Genomic DNA, 23496 nt, shown 5'->3' on the forward strand with positions numbered 1-23496 from the left:
CAAATCCGCTCTTTCATATTAAATGCTTATCGTTCATCCATGGCAATAAGTAAAATGTATGAAAAAGGAAGCTTACAAAAGTGCCAGAATATCTTCAGCCGCCAGCTGGGGCGTCAGATGGTTCTCTTCCGCCAGCCTGGCGTAGTCATAGCGGTCATAGAAGGCCTTGGGGATGCCGAAATTCAATATGCGCATATCCGTTTTGCCATAATAGCTGGCGATCTTTTCTCCGAAGCCACCGGCCAGACAGCCATCTTCCATGGTTGCAACGACAGTATGATCTTTCCGCAGCTCTTCCAGGAGCTCTGTATCGAGGCCGGTGAGATAGCGGGGATTGATGACCGTGGCGTCGATACCGCGAGACTGCAGATCCTTTGCCGTCTGTTCTGCCAGGCCGTAGAAATTGCCGGCACCCAGGAGAGCCACCTGGGAACCTTTATGGGTCACGGCAAAACGGTTCAGCTCCCTGTAATCCTTTTCGGCTTTCACTGGATAGAGGGAACCATTTTCATAGACCGGTACAGGCACCCGGATAGCCACAGGATGGGTTTCCTGTGCGATGGCCCAGCCCAGCATTGCCTTATATTCTTCCAGGGTTGCAGGCGCCAGATACACCAGGTTCGGGATGTTGCTCAGCAGCGGGATATCATAGAAGCACAGATGGGTTACATCATTCATGCTGTACATGGATGCCCCGAATACCAGGAACGTGGCCGGGTTGCGATTTACACACACATCCTGGAACAACTGGTCGTACGTGCGCTGGAAGAATGTGGCATAACTGGCGAAGACGGGATGCATGCCGCCTTTGGCAAGCCCAGAAGCCATGGAGACAGCCTGTTCTTCGGCAATGCCCACATCGATGTACTGGCTGCCTGCTTCTTTCCGGCGTTCCGGCGTAAAGCCCATGACCATGGGTACAGCAGCCGTCATAGCCACCAGTTTCGGGTCCTTTTTCATCTGCTGCAGCAGGAAAGCAGCAGTGGCTTCACCGTACCTGTCCGTGTAGGGTTCCCTGACCTCGCCCGTTGCCAGGTCGAAGGGCATATGCCAGTGCCAGTCTTCTTTGTTCTTTTCTGCCGGGGCATAGCCCTTGCCCTTCTGGGTGACAATGTGCACCACCACAGGATGGTCAATATCCCTGACTTCCTCAAACGCACGGATCAGGGCTTCCACATCATTGCCGTCGGCCACGAAACGGTAGTCCAGCCCGAAGGCACGGAACAGATTGTCCGCTGCCTGCCCGTTGGTTTCCCGGAGTTTCTTGATGCCCTTGTACATGCCGCCGTGATTTTCTGCGATGGACATGTCATTGTCATTGAAGACCACGATGAAATTCGTGCCCAATTCCCCCACGGTATCCAGCCCTCCAAAGGCCATGCCGCCGGAAAGGGAACCGTCGCCGATGACGGCAATGATGTTCTCTTTGCCGCCCTGCAGGTCACGGGCCTTGGCCAGACCGCTGGCCAGGGAAATGGAGGTGGACGTATGGCCCACGTTGAAGAAGTCGTGTTCACTTTCGTCCGGATTCGTATAGCCGGACACATCATTGTAATGGGCCGGGTCCGTATAAGCCTGCATGCGTCCGGTCAGCATCTTGTGGGGATAGGACTGGTGGGACACGTCATAAACGATTTTATCCTTCGGCGAATCGAATACGGTATGCAAAGCAACTGTCGCTTCCACAATGCCCAGGTCCGGGCCCACGTGGCCCATATGGACACTGGCCCGCTCCAGCATCGCCTTCCGCATTTCGTCGATCAGTTCCTGCCGTTCCTGGGGATTCAATTTTTTCAAGTCTTCCGGTCCCTTGATTTTTTCTAACATCAGAATTCTCCTCTCATTTTTCTTTTGCATCGTCGTAATTGTGTACCTTCGTGCCGCCAGCGTATCATTTTTCCTTGATGGTCACGTTGCCTGGCTGTAGCTGTAAAATCTGTTTTTTTCTCTCATGTTTTCTCGTTGTACAGGGACGTAACCCGTGGATGCTTTTCATCCCAGCCGCCCAGCCATAGACCTATTGATGGTCTGAGCCATGATTTGTTTCATGTTCCAGTCTCCGTGGATCCCGTCCAGGGAAAGTTCCGTGGGCAGGTCCTCCCCGGTTCCAAAGGGGGCCGCCACATCGATGTGGTCCCGGCTGCGGATATAGGCATTGACCTGGGCAAAAGACTGACGCCAGTTGTCCGCCGTGAGTTCGTCAAAGGCCTTCTGGATGTTGGCCGGATTGAGGGGTGGCAGGGTAAGATAGATGGGATGGATGCCCAGTGCTTCCGCCTTTTGCCCTATTTCTTCCAGATCCCGGATCACCTCTTCCGCCGACACCCCGGCACGGAGGCTGTTGGTGCCACCCATGATCAGCAGGTATTTCAGATGGAAGGGGCGCACATCCCGGTCGAACCGTTCCACCATCATGGCGCTGGTATCTCCGCTTTCCGACTGAGTGGCTCCCGGATTCCCGGTATAGGCATAGACAGGATACAGCAACAGTGAACCGTTGGTATCCTGCATCCGGCTTCGGGGGACCGGTGCATTCCGTTCCACTTTCTGCAGACTGCTCTGAACTGCTACAGCCTGGGAATAATTCCCAAGGGGTCGCCCATCCAGGTCAAAAGCCCGCACCCGGTAATAGAGCACACCGGTAGTCTGTTTCTTCCGGAGTTTCTCCATGGGCAGCAGGGCCTGGGCAGAATAAATCCGACTGTTCCGGTACAGAGCCCCGGCGGCTTCCCGGGCGGAATCCAGATCGAGAGGAATCCCATCCAACACTTCCAGTTCATAGCGGACCGCATCCAACTGTTCCGGCCAAGTGAGCAGTCCCAGGTCCGCCCGGTCCACTTCCAATGCTGCCTGCCGGTTCTGAGCCGCCACAGGGGAAAAGCCGACCACCCGACGCACCGTACAGGAGCTGGCCAAAATCACCGGGATAGCCGCCAGAGCCAGAAAGCTCATGCCCAGTGCCTTCTTTTCCAGACTGGTCACTATGTTTTTTGCCATGATGCTTCCTTCTTTCTTTGTTCATCAAGGTCCTTTTATTGTCTTTTCTCCAGATGGTACAGGAGATAATCCACATTGGTGAGTTTTTCCTGCTCCCGGTAGAAATTGGCCAGAAGTTCCTTCCGGTACTGGCGGAGGCAGCGGCACTGGCACCGGTCACTTTTTTCCTGGAGGATCTTCCGGATGGTCTCTTCCGGACAGCCGGCCGCCTGGAGCACTTCCTGGCTCAGGGTAGTCTTTTTGAGACTTTCCGTCCCCTTCTCCTTCATTTCAGCCTGCCATATTCTGCCGGATCCACCGCTTCGCACCATTCATTGCTGGTGCCTTCTCCAGGCACTTCCAGAGCCAGATGCTGGAAGGCGGAATCCGGAGCCGCCCCGTGCCAGTGCTTCACTTCCGGAGGAATGTTCACCACATCCCCGGCTTTCAGTTCCTGGGCCGGCTTTCCCCATTCCTGGTAATAGCCCCGTCCGGCGGTGACGATGAGGATCTGTCCGCCTCCGTTGGCTGCATGGTGGATGTGCCAATGATTCCGGCAGCCCGGTTCAAAGGTCACCACCGCTGTGACCACCTGCTGGAGGGTCAGCATGTTCAAATAGCTCTTTCCATCAAAATATTGGGCATACCCTGTATTTTCTTTTCCCAGGGCAAAGGGGCTCGTTTTTTCCAGTTCCTGCAGATCCATATGATCGACTCCTTTCCTGTCATAGTTGTATTGTATTCCATCTTCTTACGGATGTATAATGCTTATAACAAGTAGTTGAAAATACATTTTTCCTATTGCAGGAGGAAATCATGGAAATCCGTACCCTGAAATATTTTCTGGCGGTGGCCCGGGAGCAGAACATGACCGAAGCCGCCAATGTACTGTTCGTCACCCAGCCTACCCTGTCCCGGCAGATGGCAGACCTGGAAAAGGAACTGGGAAAGAAGCTCTTTGTCCGGACCAATCGGAGTACCACCCTGACGGAGGAAGGAATGCACCTGCGCCAGCGGGCGGAAGAGATCCTGGCCCTGGTGGACCAGACCAAAGAAGAGATCCGGGAAGACGACATGGACCTTTCCGGCTGCATACGGATCGGTGCCGGAGAAACCCGGGCCATGCACTGGGTCACCGACACCTTCGCCGAACTCCATCAGGAGTATCCCCATCTGACTATCGAGCTGTTCACTAACAACGCAGACGGAGTCCAGGAGCGCCTGGAACACGGACTGCTGGATTTCGGACTGTTCATCGAACCCTTCAACCCGGAAAACTACAACTTCCTCCGTCTCCCGGAACCGGACCAGGTGGGCATCGTTACCAGCCTCCACAGCCCCTGGGCTCACCTGGAAAAAGTGACCCCCAAAGAGCTCCAGGCCATGCCCCTTCTCATTTCCTCCCGGACCACCCAGAAGACCTTTGATCTTTCCCGCTGGTCCGGTGGCCAGGTAACCCTGGAAACTCTCTGTGTGGCAGGCCGCTTCGACCTGATTGGCAATGCTTCCCTGTTGGTCCGTACCGGTCAGGTAAATGCCCTGGGCCTGGACCATCTGCTGCAGATCGAAACCCAGGGCCTGAAGGTCATCCCTCTGGATCCTCCCCTGTCCGTCGGCAGCCTGGTGGCCTGGAAGAAGTTCCGGCTCCTGTCCCGTTCCAGCCAGGTGTTCCTGGACCAGTTAAAGCAAAAACTTTCTGATTTTTCCCATTGACAAAGGTATATGAAAAGTGTACTATTGAGCTATAAAAAGATAGAATTATTATTAAAATAATTTTATTTTTAAGTTGTTCTGTTATAACCTGAAGGAATCTGTCAATCAATTTTCCCAAACAGAGGAGGTACGCGTATGTTATTCACCACCACACAGGAACATGAAGAATTCCGCGCCAAGGTCCGGGGCTTCGCGGAAGCCAAGATCAAACCCATTGCGTTCATGCTGGACAAGGAAAACAAATTCCCTGATGAACAGGTTAAGGAAATGGGCGAACTGGGATGGATGGGCATCCCCTTCCCCAAAGAATATGGCGGTGCCGGGCTGGACTACATCAGCTACGCCATTGCCGTGGAAGAACTGGCCCGGGTGGACGGGGGAGCCGGGGTTATCCTCTCCGCCCATGTGTCCCTGGGCTCCTACCCCATCTTCGCTTTCGGCACGGAAGAACAGAAACGGAAATACCTGGTTCCCCTGGCTTCCGGGAAAAAGATCGGGGCTTTCGGCCTGACCGAACCCAATGCCGGGTCTGACGCCGGGGAAACAGAAACCACCGCGGAATTCGATGGTACCCACTGGATCCTCAACGGGAACAAGATCTTCATCACCAACGCCGGCAAAGCCGACACCTATGTGGTGTTCGCCGTGACGGAACCGGGGAAGGGCACCCGGGGCATCAGCGCCTTCATCGTGGAAAAAGGCATGCCCGGGTTCACCTTCGGGGACCATTATGACAAACTGGGGATCCGCTCCTCCGCCACGGCGGAACTGATCTTCAACAATGTGAAGCTGCCCAAGGAAAACCTGCTGGGCAAACGGGGCCAGGGCTTCAAGATTGCCATGGCCACCCTGGACGGGGGCCGGATCGGCATTGCGGCCCAGGCACTGGGGATTGCCCAGGGTGCCTATGAAGCGGCCCTGAACTATTCCAAGGAACGGATCCAGTTCAACGCCCCCATCTGCCAGAACCAGGGTGTTTCCTTCAAGCTGGCGGATATGGCCACCAAGCTCCGGGCCGCCCGGTTCCTGGTGTACAGCGCTGCAGAACTGAAACAGGAACACCAGGATTACGGCATGGAAAGTGCCATGGCCAAAATGTATGCTTCCGATGCAGCAGTTTCCATCACCAATGATGCCCTGCAGATCTTCGGCGGCACGGGCTACCTGAAGGGCATGGATGTAGAACGGTTCTACCGGGATGCCAAGATCACCACCATCTACGAAGGTACCAACGAAATCCAGCGGGTGGTCATCGCCTCCCACATCACCGACAAGATGTCCGTGGCCAAACACGGCGGCGCTCCCAAGCAGAATGCAGCCATCACCGGTGCCCGGAAGAAACAGATCTTCAAGGACGGCACCCCGGAAGAACAGGTGGCAGCCCTGGTGGATGCCCTGAAGGGTGACGGCTATGACTTCACCGTAGGCATCCCTCTGGATACCCCCATCTCCGATGCGGAACGGGTGGTCAGCGCCGGCAAGGGCATCGGCGAAAAGGCCAACATGAAACTGATCGAAGACCTGGCCCGTCAGGCCGGGGCAGCCGTAGGCTCCTCCCGTCCTGTGGCGGAAACCCTCCAGTATGTTCCCATTGACCGGTATGTGGGCATGTCCGGCCAGAAGTTCAACGGCAACCTGTACATTGCCTGCGGCATCTCCGGTGCAGTACAGCACCTGAAAGGCATCAAGAACGCCACCACCATCGTGGCCATCAACATCAACGCCGGCGCTCCCATCTTCAAGAACTGCGATTACGGTATTGTGGGCGATGTGAAGGTGATCCTGCCGCTTTTGGCCAAGGCCCTGAACAACGGCCAGCCCAAGAAACCCGCTCCTCCCATGGTCAAGATGAAGAGACCTCTGATCCTGAAAGACATGCCGGAAGGCCGTTATGTCTGCAAGGGCTGCGGTTATGAATACAACCCGGATCTGGGCGACCCGGATGCGGATGTGAAACCGGGAACCAAGTTCCAGGATCTGCCGGAAGACTGGGTATGCCCGCTGTGCAACTCCGCCAAGACTGAATTCGTACCCGTAAAGTGAGAAAAGGAGCATAACTATGGAATGTGTAAGAAAATTAACCAATGACTTATACTGGGTGGGGGCGGATGACCGCCGGCTGGCACTGTTCGAAAACATCCATCCCATTCCCCGGGGCGTTTCCTACAACTCCTATCTGCTGCTGGACGAAAAGACCGTGCTGTTCGACACCGCGGACTGGTCCGTGTGCAAGCAGTTCCTGGAAAACGTGGAAGGGGTCCTGAAGGGCCGGAAACTGGACTACCTGATCATCAACCATGTGGAACCGGACCATGCGGCTTCCATCGAGGAAGTGCTGCTCCGTCACCCGGAAACCACCGTGATCAGCAATGAACAGGCCTTCACCCTCATGGACCAGTTCGGCTATCGGGTGGAAGGAGAAAAACAGATTGTGGTGAAGGAAGGCGACACCCAGAAATTCGGGAAACACACCATCGCCTTTGTGGCCGCTCCCATGGTCCACTGGCCGGAAGCCATGGTTTCCTTCGACCTGACCACCGGTACCCTGTTCTCCGCCGATGCCTTCGGTTCCTTCGGAGCCCTGGGCGGCCGTATCTTCAACGATGAAGTGGATTTCGACCGGGACTGGCTGGATGATGCCCGCCGGTACTACACCAACATCGTGGGCAAATACGGTCCCTTCGTCATGGACCTTTTGGGCAAGGCCAGCCAGCTGGACATCAAGATGATCTGCCCGCTCCACGGGCCGGTATGGCGGAACAACATCAAATACATCGTGGATAAGTACATCCACTGGGCCACCTATGAACCGGAAGAAAAAGGCGTGCTGCTGGTCTATGCCTCCATGTACGGCAACACCGAAAGCACTGCTTCCGTGCTGGCAGCCAAGCTGGCGGAAAAGGGCATGACCAATATCGCCATGTACGATGTATCCAAGACGGACATTTCCTACCTGATCTCCGATGCCTTCAAATACAGCCATCTGGTGCTGGCTTCGGTGACCTACAACCTGGGGATCTATCCCAAGATGCTGAACTTCCTGGAAGACATGAAGGCCCTGAACCTGCAGAAACGGATCGTGGGCATCATCGAAAACGGATCCTGGGCCTGCACTGTAGGCGGACTCATGACGGAATTCCTGGAAAACAACATGAAGGCCATGACCGTCCTTCAGGACGGGGTGACCATCAACTCCCGGATGACCGGAGGCCAGGAACGGAGTATGAACGACCTGGTGGATGGGATTTTGAATTCCATGAAAGAAGCGTAAAAAGAAGGGGCTGTGAAGAAATGAGGATTCATTTCTTCACAGCTCCTTTTTTGTTGTCTCTTTTTACTCCTGGCAGTAAAAAGCAAGAGAAAAAGGGTATACTTCCCCCTTTCCCCCTTTCCCCCAAAACTCAGCTTTTTAAAATTAAGCTGCCATATCCATATGTGCCTGCTGCTTCCTATGGTATTTGTACAGGTTGAAGCCAATAGAAACCAGAAAAACTTCCATTTTCACTGAATCCATGCCTCTTCGGACAATCCGGTCATATTCCCGATCGTTCTTCATCACTCCGAAAGTACCTTCTGCCTGGATAGCACGGTTCCTTCTCAGCAGAAATCCGCGGGTATCTGTCAATCGTCCGATGACGTCAGCATGGACCTTTGTAAGTTCACGATTCAGGCTGATCCGTCTGTTATGAGGTGTTTTCTTGCAACGTTCTGCATAAGGACAGCCATTGCAGTCCTCACATTCATAGATTTCTTCCTGACGGCCATATTGGTTGCCTTGAATGTTTTTCCTGTAGACGAATTTGAACTTCTTTCCATTGGGACAGAGCAACGCTCCATCAACCGTCGTCTTGAAATTAACCGCACGGAATGGGTCCTCGTGATACTTCTTGTCCGTCGTTTCTTTGAAGAACATGGGGAATTTCATACAGGCTTCCATCCCATGTTCGCTGCAGTACAGATAGTTATTGAATGAACCATACCCTGCGTCAGCTACTGGATATTTCGGATAGATCCCATGGTGCTCATAAAACTTTTCCAGAAGGGGAACGAAGCAGTCCATATCTGATCTGTACTGGTTTACGTCAAGGACCGCTATGTATTCATCAGCTATGCCAACTTGGACGTTATATGCCGGCAGCAGCTGGTCGTTTCCCATGTAGTCTCTCTTAATCCGCATAAACGTAGCTGAATGATCCGTTTTAGAATAGCTATTACGATTCTCTCCACAGATACTCAATTTCTTTCCATATTCCTTAAGTTTCTGCAGATACACTTTTAGTTTTTCGTAATTCCGCTGTTCCGGACTCTTATGGTGTCCTTTGCCATGGGCAAATCTTTCCTCGTCCAGTTCCCAGATTTCGTGAAGTTTGCTCAGGATGAGCTCCAGATATTCAGGAGCATATTCTGAATTGTTTTCGGCTTTCAGTCCACCACAGCTCAGCATCTCGTTGATTTCTTCCAGGAGTGCTGAGATTTTGGCAAACAGCCGGAATCTCGATTTCTCCGTACCTTTTTTCCAGACCCAGGAGTATTTGTTGGCATTGGCTTCGAATTTGGAGCCATCGATATAGAGGTGGTCCAGGTCCACATGCTCTTTGGTGATGATTTCTTGGGTAATTTCATAAAAGAGCGATTCAGCTTGATTCATCAGGACAGTATTGATGAAATATCCGAAAGTCCGATAGGACGGGTGTTTACCGTCCATAAGGTATTTATAGCGGATATTGACTTTGCAATTGTCTTCCAGCTTTCTGAGAGAGATGCATCCTTCATCCATAAACCCGAACAGAACCGTTTTCAACATATTGATGGGATTATATCTGATTCTTCCCAACTCATGAGCAGGAAGTTTGCTCAGATATTTGCGTAAATCGATTTCCTCCATAAATCTGTCAAATGTGAAAACCGGATCTGTGATATCCAGGCACTCAGAAAAAAATGCTGGTAAAATTCCCTGTTTGGGAGTACCATAATACACAGTTAGGTTTTTCATAGCAGTTAAATTCTAACACGAAAAAGGACTTTCGATTCACAAGAATCGAAAGTCCCTTTCGTTTTCATGGAGCTATTATTTCACAGCCCCTTTTTTGTCAGCTTGCCGTTGACCGGGGCGCGTTCCGCGCCCTCTTTTCTATTCCCCCAACTTCAGGCTGGGGTCGGCGTTCAGGTCCAGTTTGGCGAAGTCGTGATGCAGGTACTGGTAATACCCCCGGACTCCGATCATCACCGCGTTGTCGGTGCACAGGATGGGCGTGGGATGGACCAGCTGGGCCCCCACAGCCTGGGCTCCCCGGGCCAAGGCCTCCTGGAGGCATCGGTTAGCGGATACCCCGCCGGCCAGGACGATTTTCTTCAGTCCCGTGGACTGGAGGGCTTCCTGGCTTTTCTTTACCAGCACATCCACAATGGCCTGCTGGAAGGAAGCCGCCACATCTTCCCGGCGGAACCCGCTTTTCCGCTGTTCTTCCGTATGGATATGGTTGATCACGGCACTTTTCAGGCCGCTGAAGCTGAAATCGAAGCATCCGGGCAGGAGGGGCCGGGGAAATTCCACCGCCTGGGGATTCCCGTTCCGGGCCAGTCGCTCGATTTCCGGTCCGCCAGGATAAGGCAACCCCATGAACCGGGCGATTTTGTCAAAGGCCTCTCCGGCTGCATCGTCCCGGGTCTGGCCCAGGAGACGGAAGGTGTTGTAGTCCTCCACCACCAGCAGGGAGGTATGGCCCCCGCTGACCACCAGGGCCAGGAACGGCGGTTTCAGGTCCGGATCTGCCAGGAAATTGGCGAATACATGGCCTTCCAGATGGTTCACCCCGATGAGCGGCTTGCCGCTGCCCAGTGCCAGTCCTTTGGCTGCAGAAAGGCCCACCAGAAGCGCCCCCACCAGCCCCGGTCCGTAGGTCACCGCAATGGCATCCACGTCCTGGAGGGTCATTTCCGCATCGGTGAGAGCCTTGTGGATCACCGGCATCACATGTTCGATATGCTTCCGGGAAGCGATTTCCGGCACCACCCCGCCGAATTTCCGGTGGACCAGGATCTGAGTGGACACCACATTGGACAGCACATCCCGTCCGTTGCGGATCACCGCGGCAGCGGTTTCATCACAGCTGCTTTCGATTCCCAATATATTGATTGCTTTTTCCGTCATAATCTCCTCGTTTCACAGGTCCCGGCGCATGAGCACCGCCGCTTCCCCGTTGTCTCCGTAATAGCCGCGCCGCCGGCCGCATTCCGTAAATCCCAGATGGTCATAGGTCCGCCGGGCCGGGGTGTTCCCCTCCCGGACCTCCAGGGTCATTTCCACGGCCTCCAGCTTCCGGGCTTCCGCCACCATGGCTTCCACCAGGGCCAGCCCCAGCTTTTCTCCCCGCCGCCGGGGATCCACTGCCAGCCTCATCACCTGGGCTTCTCCGGCCACCAGCCAGAAGCCCCCGAAGGCCACCGGCACCCCCATTTCTTCCAGGGCAATATAATGGCTGAGCCGGCCTTCCAGCTCATCCCCCCAGGTGTCTTCCGTCCAGGCTTCCGCAAAAGACCCTGCATCCAGGGGCAGCAGCCAGGACAGATCTTCCCGGACAAGGGGCCTTACCGTCCTTCCGGATGTCTCTTTTCCCATAATTCCTCCGCTTCTGACCGGCGGATGTAGAAGGGGTCCATGCCGAAATAGCTGTGGAGATTCCCGCCGGGCACGTACCGGGCCGCTCCCAGGATGGCCACGGAAGACCCTCTGGGCAGCCGGGCGCTTTCCGGAGCCAGGGTCACCCGGTCACAGGCTTCCGTCCCGGAAACCCGGTGGCATTCTCCCATGAGGATGGCCGGCTGGTCCCCCTCCTGGAGCCGGGCCGCCAGTTCCTTGCCGGGAACGATCTGCACCGGCTCGGTTTCCACCAGATGGTCCCGGTCCCAGACATAGCTGCCCACGTACAGGTTTCCCTTCTGGGCATCCAGCACCGGAGTCAGCCGCACCCCGGCCACCGGCAGGTTGTAGGCGATGACTTCCAGGGTATCCACCGCCGTCAGGGGCAGGTTCAGGGCGTAGGCCATGGCTTCTGCGGTGGCCATGCCGATCCGCAGCCCGGTAAAGGAACCGGGGCCCCGGCTGACGGCGATCAGTTCCAGGTCTTCTTTTTTCACCCGGGCCAGTTTCAGCAGGGTTTCCAGCTGGGGCACCAGCCCTTCTGAATGGGTGAGCCCCACATTCACTTCCAGGCTCCCCAGGATTTTGTTTCCGTCACAGACGGCCACGGAGCATACCCGGGTCGCCGTATCGATTCCCAATGTCAACACGATTTCAACCTTCCTGGTCCTTCTGGGCCAACAGGGCCCGGACCAACTCTTCATATGGTTTGCCGTGAGGGAGCAGTTCCACCTTGCGGCCTTCTCCTTCACGGGTCAGTTTCAGTTCCAGATTCTCTTCCGGCATGGCATCCGGAAACAGTTCCGCCCATTCGATGAAGGTGACCCCGTCTCCCCCGGCATATTCAGAAAACCCGATGTCTTCCAGTTCTTCCGGCCAGTTGATCCGGTACAGGTCAAAATGCTTCACGTTCAGCGTCTTCCCGTGATACACATTCATCAGAGAAAAAGTGGGAGAGGTCACTTCCTGGGGCGGTACCCCCATGGCCACGGATGCGGCTGTCACCAGACAGGTCTTTCCCGTGCCCAAATCTCCGTTGAGCAGGATCACATCCCCGTTCCGGCACAGGCTCCCCAGTTTCCGTCCCAGGGCTTCCGTAGCCGCTTCATCGGCACAATAGACCGCTTCTGCCATACAAACACCGCCTTCCCGTTCATTGCAATTTATAATTATAGCATAAAAAAGGGTGTGTGAAAAATGCCTTTCACACACCCTTATCAGCGGTCAGCTGTCAACGGCAATAGTCGTATAAATCGTTCCCGCAGGGGCGACAGGCCCGGTCGCCCGCCAAATCAGCAGCTGACCATGTGTTTTGCGGGGCGCCGGGCCTGCACCCCCTACGGTTTATGCTGTTTCAAAATCAATTGTAAAATTGATTTCCATCGGCAGCTGACAGAAAAAAGAGAGCTGTTGCTCATGCAACAGCCCCTTTTCTCTTTATTCCACCACTGGTCCGGCGGAGGCGATGTCGTCGGTGACTTCGCCCTGGAATTTCTTGAAGTTTTCCTGGAAGAGACGGGCCAGTTTCCGGGCAGTTTCGTCGTAGGCGGCCTTGTCTTCCCAGGTGCTCCGGGGATTCAGCACATTGCTGGGCACGTTGGGGCAGGATTTGGGGATGGAAACCCCGAACATGGGCATGGTGGTCCAGCCTTCCTTGCCCAGTTCCCCGTCCAGAGCCGCATGGATCATGGCCCGGGTATAGGCCAGTTTCATCCGTTTGCCCACCCCGTAAGGGCCGCCGCTCCAGCCGGTGTTCACCAGGTACACATTGGTGTCATGTCTGGCGATCCGTTCACCCAGCAGCTTGGCATAGGTCAGGGGAGGCAGAGGCAGGAAGGGTGCCCCGAAGGCCGTGGAGAAAGTGGCCTGGGGTTCCGTGATGCCCCGTTCCGTACCGGCCACCTTGCTGGTGTACCCGGTCAGGTAATGGTACATGGCCTGTTCCTTGGTGAGTTTGGAGATGGGAGGCAGCACCCCGAAGGCATCAGCGGTCAGGAAGATGATGTTCTTGGGATGGCCGGCCATGCTGGGCAGTTTGGCATTGGGGATGTAATCCAGAGGATAGGCCACCCGGGTGTTTTCCGTAATGCTGCTGTCGGAGAAATCAGGTACCCCGTTCTTGGGATCCACCACCACGTTTTCCATAACGGCACCGAACCGGACAGCCCGGTAGATTTCCGGCTGGCTGTCTTCCGTCAGGTCGATGCACTTGGCATAGCAGCCCCCTTCGATGTTGAATACGCCGTTGTCCCCCCAGCCGTGTTCGTCATCCCCGATCAGGGACCGCTGAGGATCGGCGGACAGAGTGGTCTTGCCGGTACCGGACAGACCGAAGAACAGGGCCACGTCCCCCTTGTTCCCTTCGTTGCAGGAGCAGTGCATGGTCAGGATGTCCTGCCGGGGCAGCAGGTAGTTCATCACGGAGAAAATGGATTTTTTCAGTTCCCCGGCGTACATGCCTCCGCCGATCAGGACCACTTTCTTGTCAAAGTTCAGGATGATGAAGGTTTCCGAGTTGGTGTGGTCCGTGGCCGGATCCGCTTCCACGCTGGGCAGGGAAATGACGGTGAAATCTTCCTGTACCGTGCTGGGTTCATCGGTCTTGATGAACAGCTGGCTGACGAAAACGGTCTGCCAGGCCATTTCGTTGATGAATTTCACCCGGATCTGGTATTTGGGATCAGCCCCGGCCTTCACATTCTTCACATAGACCTTGTGGGTCTTGATGAATTCTTCGCATTTGACATACAGCCGGTCGAAGGTTTCCTGGCTGCAGGGCTGGTTGTTGTTCCAGTTCACCACATCATGGGTGAGAGGGGTATCCACAATGAATTTATCCTTGGGAGACCGGCCCGTATGGGTACCGGTGGTAACCCGCAGCGCACCCCGGTCAGAAAAAGTCCCTTCCCCGTTACGGATGGCCTCTTCAATCAATTCACGAACGCTCAAATCTCTTACAGTTTCTTTCGCTTCCGCTAACAATCCGGCACTGATCATTTGTTTTTCTCTCCTATATCCTTCGATTGGACTCCAAATACGGAGGAGCCGCGTTTTGTATTCATTACCCATTATATGATATTTTTTCAGTATTGACAACCGCGGTATTCTGAAAATTGCAGCAGAAAAGGGACTGTGAAAAATGATTTCTCATTTTTCACAGTCCCTTTTTCATCAGTACAAAATCTTGTTGGCGATGACCATCCGCTGGATCTGGTTGGTGCCTTCGTAGATCTGGAGGATCTTGGCATCCCGCATTTTCTTTTCCATGGGATAGTCTTTCATATAGCCGTAGCCGCCCATGATCTGGACTGCATCGGTGGCCACTTCCATGGCCACATCGGAAGCGAAGCATTTGCTCATGGCTGCTTCCTTGCCGAATTCCACCCCCTGGTCCCGCATCCAGCAGGCTTTGTGGACCATCAGCCGGGCCGTTTCCACTTTCATGGCCATATCGGCGATCATGGCCTGGACCATCTGGAAGGAAGCGATGGGCTGGCCGAACTGTCTTCTTTCCCGGGCATAATGGGCAGCGATATCCAGGCAGGACTGGGCCAGACCCACGGCCACAGCCGCCACAAAGGGACGGGCGCTGTCCAGGGTGTTCATGGCGATGCGGAAGCCCTGGCCTTCCCGGCCCACCCGCATGCTTTCAGGAACCACCACGTCTTCCAGGATCAGTTCGCAGGTGTTGGAAGGACGGATCCCCATCTTGTCTTCCTTGCGGCCCACGCTGAAGCCCGGGGTGTCTTTGGGGACGATGAAGGCGGTCAGCCCCCGGATACCGCCGGTTTTCCGGGTGTTGGCGAACACCAGGAAGCTGTCGGCGATGCCCCCGTTGGTGATGAACACTTTGTTGCCGTTCAGTACATAGTGATCCCCGTCTTTTACGGCTTTGGTGGCCACAGCTCCTGCATCGGAACCGGCACTGGGTTCGGTCAGGGCAAAGGCAGCCAGTTTCCCGTCATTGAGCAGGTCGCACTGGTATTTTTTCTGTTCGTCATTGCCGGCCAGCAGAATGGGATAGGATGCCAGGGCGTTGGCGGCAATGGAGGTGGCGATACCGGCGCAGCCCTTGCCCAGTTCTTCATAGATGGTGGCAATGGTAATGCTGTCCAGTCCGGGACCGCCGTATTCTTCCGGAACAACCAGGTTCAGCAGGCCCATGTCTCCTGCTTTTTTGAAGATTTCCGGTCTTGCATGATTTTCCCGGTCCATTTCTTCGGTATAGGGAACGATTTCCTTATCCACGAAATCCTTCACCATCGCCTGCAGTTCCTGTTGCTCTTCGGTTAATGCAAAGTCCATAAGGGTCCTCCTGTATTATGGTTTTCTCTCGATTTTAAGCCTAAATGTATGGATATTTTACCACTTTTTGGGTATTTCGTCAAAATGACCGATGACAAACATGGTACCGGTCACATCGGCCATTTCCTTCCCGGTATGGTCGTAGATCATCACCCGGGTGACGATGGTGGACCGGCCCGCATGGATCAGTGAGGCTTTGGCCCAGACCTTTTCCTTTGCACTGGAATTGCTGATAAAATTGATGGAGCTGGACAGGGTCACCACCTTGCAGCCGATGCTGTAGCCCACAGCCCCCATGGCCGTATCCGCCAGGGTAAAGAGGGCTCCCCCATGGATCACCCCGTACCGGTTGCCGTGTTTGTGGACGGGATCCGCATCCATGCTCAGTTCACAGTAGCCGCATTTCACTTTTTCCAGTTTCACATCCGCCAGCTTCATAAAGCTGTTTTCTTCAAATTTTTTGACCATCCAATCGGGGATTTCCTTTGCTGTCAGCACCTTGTCCACTCCTTTTCCTGTTCCGTTTCCTGCCGCATTTTACAGTATATACACGCGTACCCGCCGACGGCCCCATTCCAGCGCCTGTCCGCGGTTGTCAAATGCCAGGTCGATCTTGTTGCCCTTGATGGCAGAGCCAATATCGCAGGCAAGTCCTTCGCCATAGCCCATTATATACATTCTTGTACCCAGAGGGATGATTACCGGATCCACGGCCACCACACCCCGGCGCATCATGGCACCGGTATAGGTAACCCCTGTGACCCCGGGATCCTGGGGACTGTACCCCGTAGCTTCCATGATCCAGGTTTTCCGGAAATGACCAAAACTCAGGCCACTCTGTTTGCTCATCAAATTGTAGATGGACCAGGTCACTTCCCCGGTCTGTGGTTTTCGGTTTTTCTGTTGGAATTTTTTAACGGCACTCTGTGTCCCTGTTCCGTACTCTCCATCTATATCGCCATTGTAGTAGTGCAGTCTGGACAACATAGCTTGTACTTCTTCCACCTTCTGGCCCTTGGACCCCAAGACTGCCACCGGTTTCACGGCGGCAGCCTTGCCAGTCAGGGGCATCAGGAAAAGAAGCAGGAGCGCCAGCAGGAGACCATGGGTCTTGCGTTGCACAGCGCGGCAGCCTCCTTTTTTATGACTTACAGGATGTTGTTCTTGTAATCGTTGTACAGTCCTTCCAGTTCTTCCATCTTGGCATCCAGGGTCTTCTGGAGATTGGAGGCCTTGTCGAAGTCATCTGCAGCAAAGGCCTTGGCAATCTGGGTGAACAGGCTGGTGCTGGTATCCGTATCCTTGGCGATCTGCACCCGCAGTTCCTGGACTCTCTGCCACATGCCATCGTCCCAGGCGGTGCTGCTTTCGCTGGCAACCGGTTTCATGGACACTACCTTGGCTCTGTAATCCGGGATGATGTGCTTCAGCAATTCGGTCTGCCAACGGATCAGGGCACCGGTTTCGAAGGATTTCAAGTAAACCGGTTTGATGATGTCACCGGCGGTCAGCACGGCCACCTTTTCCGGATAGGCATCGAAAGCCTTGCAGTTTTCCCAAACGGTGGCAGGGGGAGCGCCGAAGAACTTGCTCCGTTCTTCATCGGTGTAGTCTTCGAACACATCGTTTTCAGACCGATACTGTCTGTCTTTTTCCAGATAGAACCCTTCTTCGCCCGGTTTCTTGGACAGTTCCGCACACAGTTCATCGCAGCTCTTGCCGGAGCCCAGAGCAGCTTTGATGCCGTCCAGAGCGGCCATGTAGAACCCTGCCAGGGCCATGTAGGTGTTGGTGAAGGGGTTGGGAGCCCGCATTTCGAAACGGGTGGCCTTGGGGTTATCCAGGTCACGGATCAGGCCGGCCAGGATGGTCCGGTTCCGGGAAGGCACATCCGGAGCGATGCCCAGGGAGGTTACGATGCAGATGGGTGCTTCGAACCCGGGTTTCAGCCGTTTGAAGGCATCGGTGGTGCAGGAAACGATGGGATTCAGCACTTCATAGTTCTTCAGGATGCCCATCAGAGCGCCAAAGCCCACGGCGGACAGGAAGTCCTTAGTCATGTCAGCAGGGCTCATCAGGTTGTAGAACTTGCCGTCCTTGGTGATGCACCCCAGACCCACATGGGTGTGTTCGCCGCTGCCGGCAACCCCTACGATGGGTTTGGCCAGGAAGGAAACTTCCAGCCCGTTGGCACGGAACACTTCCTTCACGATGGTGCGGACCAGAATTTCATTGTCTGCCGCCTGGAGACCATTGGAATACTTCCAGTCGATTTCCAGCTGTTCGTTCACGTGAGTCATGTTGCCGTTGGCATCCAGCTGGCCCCGGACGCCGCCCACTTCTTTGTGGCCCATTTCCGGTTCCAGACCATAGTAGCCCAGGATTTCCACAGCCTGTTCCAGAGCGGTCCGGACGTTGCCCCGGGTACGGGCCCAGTACTGTTCCTGCATGATCTGGGAAGAAGACAGGGCTTCGGTGGAAACGTCTTCCGTGGGGGTCTTGACCCAGAATTCCAGTTCCGTTGCGGAAGTGGAGGTGATCTTTTCCACATCTTCCGGAGCAAAGGCCAGACCGGGGACTTTGCCTTCGGCCTTCATGGCCTTCAGGATTTCATCCCCCACATAACGCAGGGTTTCTTTCAGCAGATAACGGGAATCCACGAATTCCCCGTTGTGTTTCAGGAAGCAGGGAACACGCAGGGTCCCCACCATCTTTCCGGTTTCCGGATCGATGTGGTCCATGTTGTAGTCCACGAACCAGTTCACGGACAGGTCGGCCACCATATCCACACGGGCGTCGTTCAGAGAAGCAACCCCGGGCAGCACCACGGAAGATCCGTCGGTCTGGGCCGTATGGCTGTAGAGCATGGTATCCATATCGTCCAGCAGAGCGCTGATGGGTACTTTTTCATCGGTGTCGTTCCCGGCAAAGTCAATGCCCATAAAGGACACAAATTTGATTTCAGGATGCTGAGTGAGTAATACGCGTAAGGTTTCCGGTGTTAATTCGCTGGGTTTAATGACGTAAAGCAAATCTTTTTCGTACATAATCATGTACCCCTTTCCCCTCGATAGCTCTTTTTGAATACCTGGCTTTGACTGGGACAGAGTCTCTGCTGCATCCGGGACGCTGTTCCGATTCAATCTTGCCTGACCAAAACCTGTATCCTTTGTTCTTTGATTACGTGCTTTATTATAGCACAAAAGATTCCCATCGCCTAGAGGAAAATGGAATTTTCTCGAATGTTTTTATTTTATTTTATTCTATCGTTCGAATTTATTTCTTTTCAAGAGAACTTTTTCAGGATTTTCAGGGGAAAAATAGTCGTTGGAGGGATATTTCCGAACTTTAGCAGGGTAAAAAGGCGTCCCTGACTGTTGCCGGTTTATGCGTCGGGCAGGGCGCCGGGCCTGCGCCCCCTACGGTTTCTGCTGTTGCAAAATCAATTGCAGCATTGATTTCCACCGGCAGCTGACAGCTGACCGTTGACTCCAGACTTGAACTGCTATGCGGCTCTACGACTAGGGGGTGTTGCACAGGACGTGCAACACCCCCTATTGCCCCACAATCTGCCGATAATGCTGCCGGGCATCCCGGTAGGCGGCCAGGATGGCTTTGCCGGAGGATCCGTAATACCGCTGGCTCACTTCCTGCTCCAGGAACTGGGATTCGCTGAGGATGGAGTGGTTCAGGAACAGCTTCCGGATAAAGTTCCGGGTCAGCTCCAGGGTGGCGTTGCAGTCCACTTCCACGATTTCTCCCGTCTGCTCCACCACTTCAAACGCCATGTAGAACACGCCGTAGATCTTGGTGATGGCATTGTCCATATTGGTCCGGGCTTCCCCGGTGATGTAAAGGGTCCGTTTGTCCATGTTCCTGTGCTCCTTTGGGTTGTATAAGGGGGCTGTTGCATTGAGCAACAGCCCCGTCAACGGTCAGCGGACCGTTGACCGTTGACAAAAACAATGAGAGGGCGGCACCTCCGTGCCGCCCTCTCATTATACCAGTCACGCCATCATTTTCAAAATATATCCGCAGATCAGTCCGGCGAAGTTCCCTACGGCTGCCCCCAGGACCCCCATCAGGACCCCGATGCCGGCGTAGGATTCGTTGTAGGCCGAAGCCACGATGGGTGCGGAAGCCGCCCCGCCGATGTTGGCCAGGGATGCCGTGGACACCATGCACAGATCCCAGTGGAAGATCTTGGACAGGATGTACATGCCGATCACATGGACCACCAGGATAAAGAACCCGTAGACCACCCACATGGGAGCGCTCAGGAGATCCGTCACCGATGCGGTGGAAGCCAGCAGGGACACCACAGCATACAGGTATACGCTGGACAGTTCTTCCACGGCAGGCACCTTGCCCAGGGGGCTCATGGCGCACACCAGGCCCAGGACGGTGACGAACACGGTGGTCATGGTGCCTTTGTCGAACATGGCCAGGCCCACGCCCTTCAGCATGGTGTTGAGGGAAGCCCCCACACTCTGGGAAATGGCGGAAACCAGCAGGGATACGCCGATCAGGAAAATCCAGTCAGCCGCCGTTGCCTTTTTCTTTTCCTTGGCCACTTCCGCTGCAGCGGCATCTGCCACCGCCTGGAGCTTGGAGGTATCTGCCTGGACGGAGTTGTTCCATTTGTCCGCATGCTTCACCATCAGGAGCAAGAGGGCAATCCACACGGAATAGCAAACCGTATCCAGGGCCAGGGCGCAGCTGTAGGCCCCGGCATCCACCGGCAGAGCCGCCTGCATGGCCGCCATGTTGGCGGAGCCGCCCACCCAGGAAGCATACAGGGCCGCCACGGCACCCCAGGTGTCATGGCCCAGGAAACCCTTGAAAATGGGATAGCCGATCACGAAGCCAATGAACAGGGTCACGGAGCAGCCCAGGAAAATGGCCACCATCCGTCCGCCCAGTTTGGCCAGTTTCCGGAAGTCGCAGCGCAGCAGCATCACAAAGATCATGGCATACAGCAGGTTGTTCTTCAAAGCCTTATAGGCTGCGGACACTTCCTTGGAATGATACAGGCCCATGGTGCAGAAGATCATGTTCAGCACATAGATCCACACCAGAGGCGGAACCAGGTTGAAGATCTTCCACTTGGTGTATTTTTCCAGTGCCAGCAGGACCCCTGCCAGGCACATCAGGAACGCAATGTAGGTAAAGCCGTTGGTGATGACCATATTGAATCTCCCCTTTCTTCTTCCCGTCCGGCCGGTCAGTCATCCAGATAGCGGATGCCCTGGATGCCGGTGACACCCAGGCCCGGCACATCGCTTACCGTGATTTCCTTTTCATTAAACACGGCGCCGCCTTCCACCGGATCCTCCGAACACAGCACCGGCCCATCCAGGTCCACCCGGGTGATGATCTTCCGGGCGCAGGCCAGATGCACCGCCGCATTGACGCTGACCTTGGCTTCCAGCATGCAGCCGATCATGCATTCCACCCCGCACACTTCCGCCAGGGTGGCAATCTTCAGGGCATTGGTGAGCCCTCCGCATTTCATCAGCTTGATGTTGATCAGATCCGCCGCCTGCATCTGGACGATCTTCAGGGCATCCTCCACAGAGAACACCGCCTCATCGGCCAGCACCGGCACATAGGACCGTTCCGTCACGTATTTCAGGCCCTCGTAATCGTGGGCCTTCACCGGCTGTTCCACCAGTTCGATGTCCAGTCCCTTGTCCTGCATCTGGTTCAGCAGGCGCACTGCCTGTTTGGGGCTCCAGGCCTGGTTGGCGTCGATGCGGATCCGCACCTCCGGTCCCACCGCCTGCCGGATGGCAGCCAGCCGGGCCACATCCAGGGAGGGATCGATGCCCACCTTCACCTTCAGGGTATCATAACCCCGCCGGATGGCGTCCACCGCATCCCGGGCCATTTCTTCCGGAGGATTCACGCTGATGGTGATATCCGTGATGATCTTGTTCCGGGCTCCCCCCAGCATCTTGTACACCGGGATCCCGTACTTCTTCCCGTACAGATCCCACAGGGCCATGTCCGCCGCCGCCTTGGCGCTGGAATTCTTCACGATGCAGTCCTGGACTGCCCGGGTGATGTCCTCGAAATCGTCCACATCCCGGCCCACCAGGGTCTTGCTGATATGGTCCTGGAAGGCGCCGATGATGGCACCAGTGGTATCTCCGGTGATGACTCCGGTGGGCGGAGCTTCCCCGAACCCTACCTCACCGCTGTCCGTGTGGATCTCCACAATGATGTCCTCCACACTGTTGACCTGCCGCAGAGCAGTTTTGAACGGCACCCGAAGAGGTACGGAAATCCGACCCAGGCGCACTTTTGTGATTTTCATCAGCATTCCCTCCTTAATTTCACAACCTGCTTCCTTCATTCAGAGCCAGCCAGGCTTCCATCGGCCGCTGACCGTTGACAGCCTTTTTTACTTCGCCAGCCGGTACAGGGCCTCCGCATAGATTTTGGCGTTGAGCACCAGTTTGTCGATTTCCCAGTATTCATTGGGCAGATGTTCCCGTACCGCATCCCCGGGGAAAATGGGGCCGAAGGCCACGATGTTGGGGATGGACTTGGCGTAGGTGCCGCCGCCAATGCAGATGGTCTTGGGTTCGAACTCCGTCAGTTCCCCGTACACCTGGAGCAGGGTCTGGATGTAGTCGGTTTTGGGGTCCACGTACAGTGCCTTCTTGTGAGCTTCGGACACCTTCCGGAAGCCGGCCTCCCCGAACTGGGCATCCAGTCTGGGTGCACAGTCTTCATAGCTTTTGGTCACCGGATACCGGTAGTTGATCTTCAGGGTCAGCTTCCCTTCATCTCCGGCAATAACCCCCATGTTGAAGGACAGTTTTCCGGAATCCGGATCTTCCAGGCAGATGCCCAGGGATTCCCCATGGACTTCCGTCCCGATTTTCTGCCCCAGGAAGGCCAGGGCCTGATGGAGATCAGCAGCAAAGGGCAGATCCCCCAGGGCGGCCAGGAGCCGTCCAATGGCATTTTCCCCTTTTTCCGGAGACGCCGCATGGGCCTGTACCCCTTCCGCAGTGACTTTCAGCCCTTCCGGGATCACTTCCCACCGGACCTTGGGATCTTTTTCCCCGTACTGTTCCAGGATCCGGGTGGCTTCCGCCGGTGCGCACAGCAGGGTGGCCGAAGCCAGGGCCGGCACCACGTTAAAAGCGGATCCCCCTTTGATTTCCTTCAGCACCAGACCGCCCTCCTGGGTGTATTCCCGTTCGAAGGTCACGTTGATGATGCCTTTTTCCCCGTTGATCACCGGATATTCCCCATCGGGGGTAAAACCGCACACGGGGATTTCCCCGCCTTTTTCCAGGTAATGCTTCATGTCCTGGCTGCCGGTTTCCTCATTGGTCCCGAACAGGATCCGGATCCGGCGTTTCAGGGGCACCCCGCTGTCCTTCAGGGCCTTCAGGGCATAAAGGGCGGCGGTGGTGGGGCCTTTGTCATCCATGGTGCCCCGGCCGTAGACATTCTCTCCGTCCGCTTCCCCGCTGTAGGGATCCCTGGTCCAGCCATCCCCTTCTGGCACCACGTCCAGGTGTCCCAGGACGGCCACCATTTCCGGGCCTTCCCCATATTCACACCAGCCCATGTAATTGTCCACATTCTGGGTCCGGAAGCCCATTTTTTCCGCTTCTTCCAGCATATAGGCCAGGCACCGGGCCGGACCTTCTCCAAAAGGCTTGCCGGGAACGGCCGGTTCCTGCACACTCTTGATCCGTACCGCTTCCTGCAGGGTCTTTACCATTGCTTCCCGATTGCTGTCTACCAGTTTTGCCAAATCCATTGTACGACCTCCTGTTGATGATTCCCCCGGGAATGGTCCGGGTGCAAAAAAGCCCAGCAAAGGCGCAGCAAAACAA

21 protein-coding genes are annotated in these 23496 nt (G+C 55.3%); 3 read left to right on the forward strand and 18 right to left on the reverse strand.

Features of this window, described 5'->3' with window-relative positions:
* Nucleotides 1-72: 72 nt before the first annotated feature.
* The 4 genes from ACFER_RS08000 to ACFER_RS08015 all read right to left on the reverse strand — a co-directional run bounded on the left by ACFER_RS08000 (nucleotide 73) and on the right by ACFER_RS08015 (nucleotide 3682).
* Nucleotides 73-1830 (reverse strand): 1-deoxy-D-xylulose-5-phosphate synthase, encoded by a 1758-nt coding sequence (locus ACFER_RS08000; protein WP_041666664.1) that lies wholly within the window; start codon nucleotides 1828-1830, stop codon nucleotides 73-75.
* Between the two features lie 162 nt (nucleotides 1831-1992).
* Entirely contained in the window at nucleotides 1993-2997 is a 1005-nt protein-coding gene (locus ACFER_RS08005) for a GDSL-type esterase/lipase family protein (protein WP_012938913.1), read from the reverse strand.
* Nucleotides 2998-3032: 35 nt separating this feature from the next.
* A complete protein-coding gene (locus ACFER_RS08010; protein WP_012938914.1) occupies nucleotides 3033-3266 on the reverse strand; it encodes a hypothetical protein in 234 nt (77 codons plus the stop codon).
* The gene (locus ACFER_RS08015) at nucleotides 3263-3682 is read right to left on the reverse strand and encodes a cupin domain-containing protein (protein WP_012938915.1); all 420 of its coding nucleotides are present in this window, start codon (nucleotides 3680-3682) and stop codon (nucleotides 3263-3265) included. The genes ACFER_RS08010 and ACFER_RS08015 overlap by 4 nt, the downstream gene beginning before the upstream one ends.
* 110 nt (nucleotides 3683-3792) lie before the next feature.
* Here ACFER_RS08015 and ACFER_RS08020 point away from each other — a divergent pair, with 110 nt between their 5' ends.
* The 3 genes from ACFER_RS08020 to ACFER_RS08030 all read left to right on the forward strand — a co-directional run bounded on the left by ACFER_RS08020 (nucleotide 3793) and on the right by ACFER_RS08030 (nucleotide 7960).
* Nucleotides 3793-4689 (forward strand): LysR family transcriptional regulator, encoded by an 897-nt coding sequence (locus ACFER_RS08020; RefSeq protein WP_012938916.1) that lies wholly within the window; start codon nucleotides 3793-3795, stop codon nucleotides 4687-4689.
* 135 nt (nucleotides 4690-4824) lie between these two features.
* Nucleotides 4825-6732, forward strand: coding sequence for an acyl-CoA dehydrogenase family protein (locus tag ACFER_RS11860; RefSeq protein WP_012938917.1), 1908 nt, complete (start codon nucleotides 4825-4827; stop codon nucleotides 6730-6732).
* A 16-nt stretch (nucleotides 6733-6748) separates the two neighbouring features.
* A complete protein-coding gene (locus tag ACFER_RS08030) occupies nucleotides 6749-7960 on the forward strand; it encodes an FprA family A-type flavoprotein (protein WP_012938918.1) in 1212 nt (403 codons plus the stop codon).
* Nucleotides 7961-8104: 144 nt separating this feature from the next.
* On the opposite strand, the gene ACFER_RS08035 is transcribed toward ACFER_RS08030, so the two are convergent.
* The 14 genes from ACFER_RS08035 to pepV all read right to left on the reverse strand — a co-directional run bounded on the left by ACFER_RS08035 (nucleotide 8105) and on the right by pepV (nucleotide 23420).
* Nucleotides 8105-9682, reverse strand: coding sequence for an IS1182 family transposase (locus tag ACFER_RS08035; protein WP_012937636.1), 1578 nt, complete (start codon nucleotides 9680-9682; stop codon nucleotides 8105-8107).
* Between the two features lie 138 nt (nucleotides 9683-9820).
* Nucleotides 9821-10840 (reverse strand): tRNA (adenosine(37)-N6)-threonylcarbamoyltransferase complex transferase subunit TsaD, encoded by a 1020-nt coding sequence (gene tsaD / locus ACFER_RS08040; protein ID WP_012938919.1) that lies wholly within the window; start codon nucleotides 10838-10840, stop codon nucleotides 9821-9823.
* Between the two features lie 12 nt (nucleotides 10841-10852).
* Nucleotides 10853-11308 (reverse strand): ribosomal protein S18-alanine N-acetyltransferase, encoded by a 456-nt coding sequence (gene rimI / locus ACFER_RS08045; RefSeq protein ID WP_012938920.1) that lies wholly within the window; start codon nucleotides 11306-11308, stop codon nucleotides 10853-10855.
* Nucleotides 11278-11979 carry a tRNA (adenosine(37)-N6)-threonylcarbamoyltransferase complex dimerization subunit type 1 TsaB gene (tsaB, locus tag ACFER_RS08050; protein ID WP_012938921.1) on the reverse strand — a complete coding sequence of 234 codons (702 nt, stop codon included), beginning with the start codon at nucleotides 11977-11979 and terminating at the stop codon, nucleotides 11278-11280. The genes rimI and tsaB overlap by 31 nt, the downstream gene beginning before the upstream one ends.
* Nucleotides 11980-11983: 4 nt before the next feature.
* Nucleotides 11984-12463 carry a tRNA (adenosine(37)-N6)-threonylcarbamoyltransferase complex ATPase subunit type 1 TsaE gene (gene tsaE, locus ACFER_RS08055; protein ID WP_012938922.1) on the reverse strand — a complete coding sequence of 160 codons (480 nt, stop codon included), beginning with the start codon at nucleotides 12461-12463 and terminating at the stop codon, nucleotides 11984-11986.
* Nucleotides 12464-12766: 303 nt separating this feature from the next.
* The gene (pckA, locus tag ACFER_RS08060; protein ID WP_012938923.1) at nucleotides 12767-14326 is read right to left on the reverse strand and encodes a phosphoenolpyruvate carboxykinase (ATP); all 1560 of its coding nucleotides are present in this window, start codon (nucleotides 14324-14326) and stop codon (nucleotides 12767-12769) included.
* A 174-nt stretch (nucleotides 14327-14500) separates the two neighbouring features.
* Nucleotides 14501-15634: an acyl-CoA dehydrogenase family protein gene (locus tag ACFER_RS08065; protein ID WP_012938924.1), complete on the reverse strand. Its 1134-nt coding sequence runs from the start codon at nucleotides 15632-15634 to the stop codon at nucleotides 14501-14503.
* Nucleotides 15635-15691: 57 nt separating this feature from the next.
* On the reverse strand, nucleotides 15692-16132 hold the full coding sequence (locus tag ACFER_RS08070; protein ID WP_012938925.1) for a PaaI family thioesterase: 441 nt from the start codon (nucleotides 16130-16132) through the stop codon (nucleotides 15692-15694).
* 39 nt (nucleotides 16133-16171) lie between these two features.
* A complete protein-coding gene (locus ACFER_RS08075; protein WP_012938926.1) occupies nucleotides 16172-16756 on the reverse strand; it encodes a 3D domain-containing protein in 585 nt (194 codons plus the stop codon).
* 26 nt (nucleotides 16757-16782) lie between these two features.
* A complete protein-coding gene (locus tag ACFER_RS08080) occupies nucleotides 16783-18681 on the reverse strand; it encodes a type I glutamate--ammonia ligase (RefSeq protein WP_041666666.1) in 1899 nt (632 codons plus the stop codon).
* A gap of 507 nt (nucleotides 18682-19188) precedes the next feature.
* A complete protein-coding gene (locus tag ACFER_RS08085) occupies nucleotides 19189-19506 on the reverse strand; it encodes a DUF3870 domain-containing protein (protein WP_012938928.1) in 318 nt (105 codons plus the stop codon).
* 135 nt (nucleotides 19507-19641) lie between these two features.
* Nucleotides 19642-20823, reverse strand: a complete 1182-nt coding sequence (locus tag ACFER_RS08090; protein WP_012938929.1) for a DUF819 family protein — start codon at nucleotides 20821-20823, stop codon at nucleotides 19642-19644.
* Between the two features lie 35 nt (nucleotides 20824-20858).
* Complete coding sequence (locus ACFER_RS08095) at nucleotides 20859-21953, reverse strand: dipeptide epimerase (RefSeq protein WP_012938930.1); 1095 nt, start codon at nucleotides 21951-21953, stop codon at nucleotides 20859-20861.
* 87 nt (nucleotides 21954-22040) lie between these two features.
* Nucleotides 22041-23420 carry a dipeptidase PepV gene (gene pepV, locus ACFER_RS08100; protein ID WP_012938931.1) on the reverse strand — a complete coding sequence of 460 codons (1380 nt, stop codon included), beginning with the start codon at nucleotides 23418-23420 and terminating at the stop codon, nucleotides 22041-22043.
* Between the last annotated feature and the right edge of the window lie 76 nt (nucleotides 23421-23496).

This window comes from Acidaminococcus fermentans DSM 20731 (assembly GCF_000025305.1).
Classification (GTDB): Bacteria; Bacillota; Negativicutes; order Acidaminococcales; family Acidaminococcaceae; genus Acidaminococcus; species Acidaminococcus fermentans.